Below are 12,230 nucleotides of genomic sequence, written 5' to 3' on the forward strand. Positions count from 1 at the left end.
GCCCGCGCCGGAGGCCTTGCGCAGATGTCCGACCGGATCTTCCTTCGCGGCGTGCAGGTCCACGCCCATCACGGCGTGTTCGCTGAGGAGCGCAAGCTCGGCCAGCGCTTCGTGTTCGACGTCGACTACTGGGTCGACGCCGGGGCCTATGCGGCGAGCGACGACCATTCCCGCGCCGTCTCCTACGCCGACGTGCACGAGACGGTCGTCGCGGTCGCGACCGGAAAGCCCGTCGCGCTGATCGAGGCGCTCGCCGAGAACGTCGCGGCGGCCCTGCTCAGCCGCTTCCCGACGATCGAGCAGGTGAGGATCGAACTGCACAAGCCCGGCGCGCCGATCGCCGGGATCTTCTCCGACGTCGGCGTCGAGATCATCCGTCGACGCGGAGAGGCGTGACCGTGGCGATGAAGGAGATCGGGCTCGGCTTCGGCAGCAATGTCGGCGACAAGGTCGCGAACCTGCACCGCGCCATGGAGCTGGTGTTCTCGCGCGGACCGATCGAGTTCCTCGCCGCATCCTCGGTCTGGCGCACGGCGCCGTGGGGCTTCGTCGATCAGGACTGGTTCGCCAACGCCTGCGCAGTCGGCCGGACCGAGATGACCGCGGACGAGGCGATAGCGTTCACGCAAGGGGTGGAGGCGGACATCGGCCGCGAGAAGACCTTCCGCTGGGGACCGCGGGTGATCGACGTCGACATCCTCTATCTCGGCGAGGAGCGGGTCTCCTCCGAGCGGCTGGTCGTGCCGCACAAGGAAATCTTCAACCGCCCCTTCGTGCTCGCTCCGCTCGCGGAGATCCGCCCGGATCTGGAGCTCGACGGCAAGTCGATCCGGCGGGCTGCGGAGGCCGCCGGAAGCGCCGGCCTCTCGCGGCTGGCGAATCCCTGGAAGCCGGCTGTTTCCTGATCTCTCCGCTCCCCAACCTCTCGGAGAGCAGACTCACTCCTTCTCTTCGACCCGACCGCCGATCGCTTCGAGCGCGTCGATCGTGCGGAGGATGTCGGCGGTGCAAAACGGCTTTCGCACGAAGGCGGCGTGGGAAAGCCGTTCGGGCAAGTCTTCCGTAAGCGCGCCCGATACGAACGCGAACGGGACGCCGCGCAGGCGAAGCTCGTCAGCCAGCGGATAGGTCTTGCCGTCGGTCACATCGACGTCGAGCATCGCCATGCAAAGCTCGTCCGCGATCAGGAGGAGCGCCGCGCTCACCGAAGTCGCACAGACGACGCAGGCTTGCGGGAGCCGGTCCTGCACGATCGATTCGATCTCGAGGGCGATGATAGGCTCGTCCTCCACAATCAGAACGCGCATACAACTCTGTGCTCCGGTTCCCGCCACGGCGCGAGGCGAGCTGGAGTTAGACGTCCCGATCGGCCCGTTGGTTCCTCTTGAGCGGTATCTTCGGCAGGAACTCCGCGCCGTGCTCCGAGAGAAAGGCGGTCATTGCCGCGGCGGGGGGCGTCAGCCGCTTGGCGGCGCGGCGCACGACATGCCATTGCCGCAGCACCGGAAGGCCCTGGACGTCGAGCTCGACGAGCCGACCGTCAGCGATCTCGGCGGCCACGGTGTGGGCGGAAATGAAGGCGAGGCCGAGCCCCGCGATCACCGCCTGCTTGATGGTCTCGTTCGAGCCGATCTCCATGCCGGCCTTCGGCGTGACGCCAGTCTCCTCGAACAGCCGCTCCATCAGGCCGCGCGTGCCGGATCCGCGCTCGCGCATCAGGAAGGTCTGGCCGCTGAGGGCCTCCGGCGGCATGGAGCGACGCGCCGCGAGCTCATGGGTCGGCGAGGCGATGACGAAATGCGGATGGTCGCCGATCACGGCTCGGACGTTGTCGAGATCCTCGGGCGGCCGTCCCATGATGGCGACGTCCACGCGGTCGCTGCGCAGCAGCTCGAGCACCTCGGCGCGGTTGCCGACCATCAGGCTGAGATCGACCTTGGGATGGGCCCGGGCGAAGGCGCCGAGCGCCATCGGGGCGAAATATTTCGCAGTCGACACGATCGCGACCGAGACCCGGCCGCCGTCGAGCCCCTTCATGGCCTCAAGGGCCGCCACCGCATTTCTCAGCGCCGCCTCGATGCTTTCGGCCGCCTCGATCAGTTCGCGGCCGGCGTCGGTCGGACGGAACCGGTCGCCGCTGCGGTCGAGCAGCGGCAACTCGACGGACGCCTCCAGCAGCTGGATCTGCATGGTGACGGCCGGCGGCGTGACGTTCAGCCGCCGGGCCGCGGCGCTGACCGCGCCAGTGTCCGCCACCGCGGCGAGAGCGCGCAGCTGCTTCAGGGTCAGGGAGCGGACAAGGTCTTCAGACATACTGAAATGGGCGTTTAGTTTGTTTGGCTTTTCTGAGCAACTTCGGTAGGACCGACTGCCGCCCGATAGCGCGTCCGGGACCCCTTTTTCCGATCGCTTCGCCGGGGCATGATGATGCGCAACGCTTCGCCGGAGACGCCTGTGGCCGACCATAAGACCCTCGACGCCTTTCTCGACGGCTGGGCCGGGACTGACCCGACCCGCGTCGCAGTCTCGCGCGCGGTGCTCGGCGTCTGCGAAGCCGGCCGCGCGATCGCGGCGATCGTCGGTCGCGGCGCGCTAGAGGATGCGATGGGCGCGCAGACCCATCTGACCAACGCCGGCGGCGACGCCCAGAAGGCCCTCGACGTCCGGACCCACGACATCGTCGTCGAGGCGCTCAGGAAGCAGCCGGTCTCGCGAGTAGGCTCCGAGGAGGCCGCAGAAGAAGTCGTGCTCGACGAAAGCGCGCCGGTCGCGGTCGCGATCGACCCGCTCGACGGCTCGTCCAACATCGAGAACAACGTATCGATCGGCACGCTGTTCGGCGTGCTGCCGGAGGCCGGCGCCGACACCTTCACCCAACCCGGCTCCGCCCAGATCGCCGCGGGCTTCGTCGTATACGGCCCCGCGACCGCGCTGGTGCTGACCGTCGGCGAGGGCACGCACGCCTTCATGCTGGACCACGTGAGCGGCGCCTTCCTGCGGACGCATCAGGACATCCAGATCCCGAAGTCGGCCACGGAATACGCGATCAACGCCTCCAACCAGCGCCACTGGGACGAGCCGATGCGCGCCTATGTCGCCGACTGCCTGGCCGGCGCCGAAGGGCCGCGCGAGAAGAACTTCAACATGCGCTGGGTCGGCTCGCTGGTCGCCGACATATTCCGCATCCTGGTGCGCGGCGGCGTCTATCTCTATCCGGGGGACGGCCGCGAGGGCTATGCGCAGGGACGGCTGCGGCTCGTCTACGAGTGCAATCCGATCGCCATGATCTGCGAGCAGGCGGGCGGCGCCGCGACCGACGGCCGGACCCGGATTCTCGACATCAAGCCCGCGAAGCTGCACGTGCGCTCGCCGCTGGTCGCCGGCTCGGCCGAAGAGGTCGAGCGCATCGCGCGCTATTACGCCGACCGGCCGAGCAAGGGCGCGTCGCCGCTGTTCGCCAAGCGCGGCCTGTTCCTCGCCTGACAGCGACGGCCATGTCGATCAGGCACCCGATCATCTCGGTCACCGGATCCTCGGGCTCCGGCACGACCTCGGTGCGCGCGACCTTCGAGCAGATCTTCCGGCGCGAGCACATCCATGCCGCCTTCGTCGAGGGCGACGCCTTCCATCGCTACGACCGCGAGGGGATGCGGCGGAGGGCCGCCGAGGAAGCCGCGAACGGCAACCACGACTTCAGCCATTTCGGCCACGACGCCAACATGCTGGAGGAGCTCGAGGCCGTGTTCGCGAGCTACGCCGCGGACGGCTCCGGACGGACGCGGCATTACGCCCATGACCTCGAGGCCGCCGAGCGGCTCGGGCGGCCGATGGGCACCTTCACCGAATGGGAGGACCTGCCCCAGCCGAGCGACGTGATGTTCTACGAGGGGCTGCACGGCGCGACGGTCGGAGACGGCGTCGACATCGCCCGCCACGCGGACCTCAAGATCGGCGTGGTGCCGGTCATCAACCTCGAATGGATCCAGAAGATCCACCGCGACCGCAACGACCGCGGCTACTCGACCGAGGACGTCACCCAGACGATCCTGAGACGCATGCCGGACTACGTCCGCTACATCTGCCCGCAGTTCACCCGCACCGACATCAACTTCCAGCGCATCCCGACGGTCGACACCTCGAACCCGTTCATCGCGCGCTCGATTCCGACGGCCGACGAGTCGATGGTGGTGATCCGCTTCCGCGACCCGCGCGGCATCGACTTCCAGTATCTGCGCTCGATGATCCACGACAGCTTCATGTCGCGGGCGAACTCGATCGTGATCCCCGGCGGCAAGCTCGACCTCGCGATGCAGCTGATTCTCACGCCGATGATCATGCATCTGGTGGACAAGAAGCGCCGTACGGGCTGAAGCGGTCTTCACGGGCGCGCGCAATGGGTCTAATGGCGTGCTGCGCCGCAGCGAAACCGGCCCGAGCCCAAGCCATGTCCAGCATCAAACTCGCCCCCTCCATCCTCTCCGCCGATTTCTCGCGGCTGGGCGAGGAGACCCGAGACGTCGTCGCGGCCGGCGCCGACTGGGTGCATCTCGACGTGATGGACGGCCATTTCGTGCCGAACATCACCTTCGGGCCCGAGGTCGTGAGGAAGCTCCGCCGCTGGACCGACGCGCTGTTCGACTGCCACCTGATGATCGCGCCCGCCGACCCCTATCTCGAAGCCTTCGCCAAGGCCGGCTGCGACCGGCTGACCGTGCACGCCGAAGCCGGCCCGCACCTCGACCGCTCGCTGCAGTTCATCCGCTCGCTTGGCAAGAAGGCCGGCGTCGCGCTGAACCCCGGCACGCCGGAGAGCGCGGTCGAGTACGTGCTCGACAAGATCGACCTGGTGATCGTGATGACCGTCAATCCGGGCTTCGGCGGCCAGGCCTTCATCCCGGAGATGCTGCCGAAGATCGGACGGCTGAAGGCGCTGATCGGCAACCGGCCGATCGCGATCGAGGTCGACGGCGGCGTGACGCCCGAGACCGCCTCGCTCTGCGCCGCCGCCGGCGCCGACGCCTTCGTCGCGGGCAACGCGGTGTTCAAGGACGGGCCGGAGCATTACGCCCGCCATATCGCCGCGATCCGCGCCGCGGCGGAAGAGGCGGCCGGGCGCAGGGCCGCCTGATGCCCCTCAAGGCGCTGATCTTCGACGTCGACGGCACGCTGGCCGAGACGGAGGAGACGCACCGCCGGGCGCTGAACGAGACCTTCGCCGAGTTCGGCCTGCCCTGGGCCTGGGACCAGCCGACCTATCGCCGCCTGCTGCGGGTGATGGGCGGCAAGGAACGGCTGCGCCACTTCATCGAGCACGATCGCCCTCCCCGCGGCGACGACGCCCTGGCCGTGCTGACCGAGCTCCACGCCGCGAAGAACCGGCGCTATGCGGCGCTGGTCGGCGAAGGCCGCGTGAGCCTCCGGCCAGGCGTCGAGCGGCTGATCCGGGAGGCGCGGTCGCAGGAGCTCAGGCTCGGCATCGCGACCACCACCAGCCAGTCGAACGTCGAGGCGCTGCTCGCGGCCACGCTCGGACCGGAAGGCCCCGCGCTGTTCGACGCGGTGGCAGCCGGTGATTCGGTCCACGCCAAGAAGCCGGCGCCCGACGTCTTCGATCTCGCGATCGACCGACTCGGCGTCGCGCCGACCGAGGCTCTGGCGTTCGAGGACACGATCTACGGCCTGCGCGCCGCCGCCGCGGCCGGGCTGAAAAGCGTGGCGACGCCCAGCTTCTACACCGACGACCAGGATTTTTCGGACGCCGCCGCCGTGTTCGACCAGCTCGGCGAGCCGGACCGCCCCGCCCGCCATATTGCGGGCGCAGGCGCAGGCGTAACCATGGTGACGGTCGCCTTCCTCCGCACGCTCGCGGCGTAGCGGCCGGCGGGCTCGGCGCGGCGGTCTCCGTTCGCAGGCGCCAGAACGTGGTCTTCGGCGAAGGGAGCGGACTCCATGCGCGTACAAGCGTGAATGGTCGCCTCGGCGATGTCGCTTCCCTGCCACGGCGAAGGGAGCCCAGTCGTGTCACTCTGCGTGCAATCGCGTCATCGGGAAAATCTGGAATGGCACTGTGAGGGGGTTGGTCGCGTCTGCGCGGCTCGCATCGACCGCGGCGTGCGCTCTGGCGCTGAGCGCCTGCGCGAACAACTGGCAACGGCCGGCGCTCAACGTCGCGAGCCCCACCCGCTGGGAGGATACGCGCGCCGACAAGCCGGTCTGGCCGAAATCCGACTGGTGGCGCGGCTTCGGTTCGTCGGAGCTGTCGACGCTGATCGTGCAGGCCGAGCAGGCGAACCAGGACATCGGGGCGGCCAAGGCCCGCATCGAGCAGGCGGACGCGCAGGTGCGCATCAACGGCGCGTCGCTGGTCCCGCTCATCCAGGGCGGCGGCGAGGGCAGCGTGCAGAAATCGCCGGGAACCCGGACAGTCGGCGGACTGCAGACGACGCTCAACGCCAGCTACGAGCTCGATTTCTGGGGAAAGAACCACGCCACGGTCCGCTCGGCGCAGGCGACAGCGCTGTCCTCGCGCTTCGCCGAGGAGGTCGTCGCGCTCGGCGTGGTGACGGACGTCGCCAACACCTATTTCGCGCTGATGTCGGCCCAGGAGCGGCTGGCGATCGCCCGTGACAACGTCAAGAGCGCCCAGACCATCCTCGACGCCATCAATGGTCGCGTCGAGGTCGGGACGGCCTCCGGGCTCGACCGCGCGCAGCAGCAGACCGTGCTCGACCAGCAGCGCGCCACCATCCCGCCGATCGAGCAGGAGATCCGCACCGACCAGACCGCGCTCGCGCTGCTGCTGGGGCGGCCTCCGGTGACGCTCGCCGTCAAGGGCGGACGGCTCGCGAGCCTCAAGGCGCCGCGCGTCGCTCCGGGCATGCCGGCCGAACTGCTCCTCCGCCGGCCCGACGTGCGCGAGGCGGAGGCCAATCTCGCCGCGACCGACGCGGACGTCACCGCGGCCCGCGCGGCCTTCCTGCCGTCGATCGACCTGACGGCGCAGGGCGGGTTCGAGAGCGTGGCGCTGAAGTCGCTGTTCGCCTCCCAGTCCGCGCTCTACTCGCTTACCGCCGGCCTCACCCAGCCGATCCTCGACCCGACGCTGCCGGGCAACCTGGACAACGCCAAGGGGACCTATCGCGAGAACCTCTACGCCTACCGGAAGGCGGCCATCCAGTCCTTCGTCGACACCGAGAACGCGCTGATCGCGGTTCGCAAATCCGCCGAGCAGGAGCGGCTGCAGGGCAACGCCGTCAAGAGCGCGCGCGAGGCCTTCAACATCGCGCAGGCGCAGATGAAGGAAGGCACGATCGACATCGTCACCATGCTGGCCACCCAGCAGACGCTGTTCTCGACGCAGGACGCGCTGGTCGACGCGCGGCTCGCGCGCTTCCAGGCCTATGTCTCGATGTTCGAGGCGCTCGGCGGCGGCTGGGCGGCGTCGGGCCAGGCGCCGGGCGGGACTCCGCTGCCGGAAAGCGCGATCAAATGAAACGCGTCATCATTCTTCTTCTGGTCGTCGCCGCGGGCGTCGCCGCATGGCGGTTCTGGCCGCCGCCGTTCGGCCTCCCTTTCTTCAGCGCGACGAGCGACTCCGGAGAGGGTTCGCAGCGGCAGTCCCACCGGGGCGGCCGGCGCGGCGGCTTCAGCGACCAACCGACGCCCGTCGTCGCGACGGACGCCAAGCGGCAGGACGTGCCGGTGTTTCTCGACGGAGTCGGCACCTTCCAGGCGCCGAACACGGTGACCGTGCGCGCCCAGGTCGACGGCACGCTGGTCGAGGTCGCGTTTCGCGAAGGGCAGGACGTGAAGGCCGGCGACGTGCTGGCGCGGATCGACCCGTCGACCTATCAGGCGCAGTACGATCAGGCGGTCGCCCAAAAGGCGCAGTTCGAGGCCCAGCTCGCCAACGCCCAGCGCGACTACGAGCGCTACTCGCGTCTCGCCAAGAACGACTATGGCTCGCAGCAGCAGGCGGAGACCGCGAAATCCTCCGTCGCACAGCTCGAGGCGCAGGTGCGCTACTACGCTGCAATGATCGACCAGCAGAAGGCGACGCTCGACCGCACCGTGGTGCGCGCGCCGATCGACGGCCGCACCGGCGTGCGCGGCGTCGACCAGGGCAACTACGTGACGGCCGGCGAGACCACCGGCATCGTCACCATCACCCAGCTCAAGCCGATCGCCGCGATCTTCACGCTGCCGCAGCAGAACATCACCGCGGTGACCAAGGCGATGGCGCGCGGCCCCGTGCCGCTCGAGGCGCTGCCGGCCGACGGCGGCGACCCGCTCGACCATGGGACGCTCGACGTGATCGACAACCAGGTCGACCAGACGACAGGCACGGTGAAGCTGAAGGGCACCTTCCCTAACGCGACGCTCGCGCTGTGGCCGGGCCAGTTCACCAACATCCGCGTCGCCGTCGACACGCTCGATGACGTCGTCACCGTGCCGGGCCCCGCGGTCCAGCAGGGGCCGGACGGACCGTTCGTCTATCTCGTGAAGCCGGATTCGACGGTGACGCAGCGGCCGGTCACGGTCGAGCGGCAGGACGCCGAGCTCGCCGTGATCGCCTCCGGCGTCGAGGCCGGCGACAAGGTGGTGACGACCGGCTTCACCCGCCTCCGCGACGGCGCGAAGGTCGTGCTGGGCGCCCCGGGAGACGCCGCGTCGCCCGAGGACGACGCGCCCTCCGCCAACGCCGCTCCTGACGCCGGCCGTGGCGACCGCCGCGCGCAGGGCGCGGCACCCGCCGCGCCAGCCGCGCCGTGAACACAAGCGCGACGCTTCCTCACCGCTCCCCGGTGGGGAGAGGTCGGAGGGCTGCAAGCCATCCGGGTGAGGGGGAGCAGGGCTTTCCGGATACCGTGAAAGCCCCCTCGCCCGCCGCGACTGACGCCGCGTCGACCTCTCCCCGCCGGGGAGAGGTGAAGAGCGGCGCCGTTGGCGTCTTGTCCGTCGGGCGTTGCGCGGCTTGGCCCCGGCTCTCCGCTTCGCTGCGGCCGGGAAACGGCGGCGCCAGGGCGCGCTCGGCCTTCTCCCTCCCCGCAAGGGGGAGGAGAGAATGAACATCGCGGCGCCGTTCATCTCCCGGCCTGTGGCGACCACGCTGCTGGCGCTCGCCGCGCTGCTTGCGGGCGTGTTGGGCTATCTGAAGCTTCCCGTCTCGTCGCTGCCGCAGGTCGACTTCCCGACGATCCAGGTCTCGACCCGGCTGCCGGGCGCGAACCCGCAGACGATGGCGTCCCTCGTGACCGCGCCGCTCGAACGCCAGCTCGGGCAGATCCCCTCGCTCGACGCGATGACCTCGACGAGCTCCTTCGGGCTCAGCCTGATCACGCTGCGCTTCGATCTCGACCGCGACATCGACGGCGCGGCGCAGGACGTGCAGGCCGCGATCAACGCCGCGAACTCGACGCTGCCCAAGACCCTGCCCTACCCGCCGGTGTTCTCGAAGGTGAACCCGGCGAACACGCCGGTGCTCACGATCGCGCTGACCTCCGACGTGATCCCGATCCGCGACGTCTCGGACCTCGCCGACACCCTCGTCGCCCAGCGCCTCGCCGAGGTGGTGGGCGTCGGCCGCGTCGCGATCGGCGGCGGCGTGAAGCCCGCGGTCCGGGTGCAGGCGGATATCAGGCGGCTCGCGGCCTATGGGCTGACCCTCGACACGCTGCGCACCGCGATCGCGGGCGCGAGCGTCGCAGGGCCTAAGGGGTCGATCGACGGCGATCGGCAGTCGTTCTCGATCTCGGCCAACGACCAGCTGACCACCGCCGACGGCTACCGCAACATCGTGATCGCGACCACAAACGGCGCGCCGGTGAAGCTGCGCGACGTGGCCGACGTCACTGACGGGCTCGAGGACACAGCGGTCTCCGCGAGCTACCAGGGCAAGCCCGCGATTGTGATCGACGTCCAGCGCCAGCCGGGCGCGAACACCGTCGAGACGGTGGACGCGCTGCGGCGCGCGCTGCCCGAAATCCAGAAGGCGATGCCGACCGGGGTCACGGTGTCGGTCGTCGACGACCGCACCGACACCATCAAGGCCTCGATCCACGAGGTGCAGCTGACGCTCGCGCTCTCGGTCGGGCTCGTCGTGCTGGTGGTGCTGGTGTTCCTGCGGACCTTCCGCGCCACGCTGATCGCAGGCGTCGCGCTGCCGCTGTCGCTGATCGCCACCTTCGCGGTGATGTGGCTGTTCGGCTTCAGCGTCGACAACCTGTCGCTGATGGCGCTGGTGGTGGGCGCCGGCTTCATCGTCGACGACGCGATCGTCATGATCGAGAACGTCTCGCGGCATATCGAGGAAGGCTCGCCGCCGCTCAAGGCCGCTTACGACGGCGCGCGCGAGATCGGCTTCACCATCGTCTCGCTCACCGCCTCGCTGGTCGCGGTGTTCATCCCGCTGCTGTTCATGAGCGGGCTGATCGGCCGGGTGTTCCGCGAGTTCGCCGCGACTCTCACGATTGCGGTGATCGTCTCGATGGTGGTGTCGCTGACGCTGACGCCGATGATGTGCGGCCGGCTGCTGCGTGCGCCGAAGGAGTCGAAGTCGCGCCTCGGCCGCGCGGCGGAGCGGGCGACGACGCGGTTCATCGAGGGCTACCGGAAGTCGCTGCTCGTCGTGCTGCGGCGCCAGGGTCTGACGCTGCTGGTCACGCTCGCCACTCTGGTCGCGACCGGCTGGCTCTATCTCGCATCCCCCAAGGGCTTCCTGCCGGACGAGGATTCCGGCCTGATCACCGCCACGATGGAGGCGGCGCAGGACGTCTCCTTCGTCGAGCTCCAGCGGCGCGACGCGGAGGTGGTGGCGGCGATCCGCGAGGACCCGGCGGTGCGCAACGTGGTCTCGGTGCTCGGCGTCAACAACCAGACCTCGACCCCGAATGCGGGCCGTCTCTCGATCGTGCTGAAGGCGCATGACGAGCGCGACGCGACCGCGGCTGAGGTGATCGCCCGGCTCGACGACAAGATCGGCGCTATCGCCGGCGTCTCGGTCGTGTTCCAGGCGGCCCAGGACCTGCAGATTTCGACCCGCGCGACGCGCGCCCGCTACCAGTACACGCTGACAGATTCCGACGCCGAGGAACTGTCGCGGGCCACCAAGAGGCTGGTCGACAAGCTGCAGGACTCGGTCGCGCTCCGCAATGTCGGCTCCGACGCGCGGCCCGGCGGCCTGCAGGCGCGGATCGCGATCGACAGGCTGGCGGCGGGGCGGCTCGACGTGACGGTGCAGGCGATCGCCGACGCGCTCTACGACGCCTATGGCCAGCGTCAGATCTCGACGATCTACGGCCAGGCCAACCAGTACCGCGTGGTGCTGGAGGCGACGCCGGGCCAGGCGAAGGATCCCGCCTCGATCGGCCGGCTTTACGTGATGTCGAGCGGCTCGACGCCCGTGCCGGTGCCGCTCGCGGCGATCGCGACGATCACGCTGGAGCCGGCGAACCTCGTGGTGTCGAACGAGGAGCAATTCCCGGCCGCGACGATCTCCTTCGACCTCGCCGACGGCTATTCGCTGAGCGACGCCGTGACCGCGATCGCAGACGCCGAAGCCGACACCGGCAAACCCTCGACCGTCGTCGGCCAGTTCTCCGGCGACGCTGCGGAGTTCGCGGATTCGCTCGCCGGCCAGCCCTGGCTGATTCTGGCGGCCGTGATCGCGATCTACATCGTGCTGGGCGTGCTCTACGAGAGCTTCATCCACCCGCTGACCATTCTCTCCACTCTGCCGTCGGCCGGCGTCGGCGCGCTGATCGCGCTCAAGCTGTTCGGGCTGGAGCTGTCGATCGTGGCGCTGATCGGCGTCATCCTGCTGATGGGCATCGTGAAGAAGAACGCGATCATGATGATCGACTTCGCGCTCGACGCCGAGCGCGAGCGCGGGCTGTCGCCGGAGGCCTCGATCGTGGAGGCCGCGGCGCTCAGGTTCCGCCCGATCATGATGACGACGCTCGCCGCCTTGCTCGGCGCGCTGCCGCTGGCGCTTGCGGCCGGTCCGGGCGCGGAGCTGCGCGTGCCGCTCGGGGTGACGATCATCGGCGGCCTGCTGCTCAGCCAGCTGCTGACGCTCTACACCACGCCCGTCGTCTATCTCGCGATGGAGCGCCTCCGCCTCGCCTTCGGCCGCCGGGCGCCGGAGCCGCATCAGGAACCTGCGGAGTGAGGACGGGGGCCCATAAGGCGCGCCGTCGTCCTCCGGCTCGACCGGAGGACCCAGCTTCGGC

General features: G+C 69.5%; 11 protein-coding genes. 9 read left to right on the plus strand and 2 right to left on the minus strand.

Features of this window, described 5'->3' with window-relative positions; translation table 11 throughout:
* Positions 1 to 24: 24 nt before the first annotated feature.
* The gene (gene folB / locus PKE75_RS14200) at positions 25 to 396 is read left to right on the plus strand and encodes a dihydroneopterin aldolase (protein WP_271169397.1); all 372 of its coding nucleotides are present in this window, start codon (positions 25 to 27) and stop codon (positions 394 to 396) included.
* Positions 393 to 905 (plus strand): 2-amino-4-hydroxy-6-hydroxymethyldihydropteridine diphosphokinase, encoded by a 513-nt coding sequence (gene folK / locus PKE75_RS14205; protein WP_309298816.1) that lies wholly within the window; start codon positions 393 to 395, stop codon positions 903 to 905. The genes folB and folK overlap by 4 nt, the downstream gene beginning before the upstream one ends.
* A gap of 33 nt (positions 906 to 938) precedes the next feature.
* On the opposite strand, the gene PKE75_RS14210 is transcribed toward folK, so the two are convergent.
* Together PKE75_RS14210 and PKE75_RS14215 are read right to left on the minus strand one after the other, a co-directional pair.
* Positions 939 to 1,307: a response regulator gene (locus tag PKE75_RS14210; RefSeq protein ID WP_271169398.1), complete on the minus strand. Its 369-nt coding sequence runs from the start codon at positions 1,305 to 1,307 to the stop codon at positions 939 to 941.
* Positions 1,308 to 1,353: 46 nt separating this feature from the next.
* Positions 1,354 to 2,313, minus strand: a complete 960-nt coding sequence (locus PKE75_RS14215; RefSeq protein WP_271169399.1) for a LysR family transcriptional regulator — start codon at positions 2,311 to 2,313, stop codon at positions 1,354 to 1,356.
* Positions 2,314 to 2,454: 141 nt separating this feature from the next.
* Between PKE75_RS14215 and PKE75_RS14220 the strand changes: the two genes are divergently transcribed.
* The 7 genes from PKE75_RS14220 to PKE75_RS14250 all read left to right on the plus strand — a co-directional run bounded on the left by PKE75_RS14220 (position 2,455) and on the right by PKE75_RS14250 (position 12,169).
* Positions 2,455 to 3,483 (plus strand): class 1 fructose-bisphosphatase, encoded by a 1,029-nt coding sequence (locus PKE75_RS14220; RefSeq protein WP_271169400.1) that lies wholly within the window; start codon positions 2,455 to 2,457, stop codon positions 3,481 to 3,483.
* An 11-nt stretch (positions 3,484 to 3,494) separates the two neighbouring features.
* Entirely contained in the window at positions 3,495 to 4,370 is an 876-nt protein-coding gene (locus PKE75_RS14225) for a phosphoribulokinase (RefSeq protein ID WP_271169401.1), read from the plus strand.
* Between the two features lie 74 nt (positions 4,371 to 4,444).
* Positions 4,445 to 5,128 (plus strand): ribulose-phosphate 3-epimerase, encoded by a 684-nt coding sequence (gene rpe, locus PKE75_RS14230; protein ID WP_271169402.1) that lies wholly within the window; start codon positions 4,445 to 4,447, stop codon positions 5,126 to 5,128.
* Positions 5,128 to 5,874: an HAD-IA family hydrolase gene (locus tag PKE75_RS14235; RefSeq protein WP_271169403.1), complete on the plus strand. Its 747-nt coding sequence runs from the start codon at positions 5,128 to 5,130 to the stop codon at positions 5,872 to 5,874. Before rpe ends, PKE75_RS14235 begins: the two co-directional genes overlap by 1 nt.
* Before the next feature lie 193 nt (positions 5,875 to 6,067).
* On the plus strand, positions 6,068 to 7,492 hold the full coding sequence (locus PKE75_RS14240; RefSeq protein ID WP_271169404.1) for an efflux transporter outer membrane subunit: 1,425 nt from the start codon (positions 6,068 to 6,070) through the stop codon (positions 7,490 to 7,492).
* Positions 7,489 to 8,772, plus strand: coding sequence for an efflux RND transporter periplasmic adaptor subunit (locus PKE75_RS14245; RefSeq protein ID WP_271169405.1), 1,284 nt, complete (start codon positions 7,489 to 7,491; stop codon positions 8,770 to 8,772). Before PKE75_RS14240 ends, PKE75_RS14245 begins: the two co-directional genes overlap by 4 nt.
* A gap of 292 nt (positions 8,773 to 9,064) precedes the next feature.
* On the plus strand, positions 9,065 to 12,169 hold the full coding sequence (locus PKE75_RS14250; protein ID WP_271169406.1) for an efflux RND transporter permease subunit: 3,105 nt from the start codon (positions 9,065 to 9,067) through the stop codon (positions 12,167 to 12,169).
* Positions 12,170 to 12,230: the final 61 nt, after the last annotated feature.

It is taken from the genome of Hansschlegelia plantiphila (assembly GCF_027922265.1).
GTDB classification, from domain to species: domain Bacteria; phylum Pseudomonadota; class Alphaproteobacteria; order Rhizobiales; family Methylopilaceae; genus Methylopila; species Methylopila plantiphila.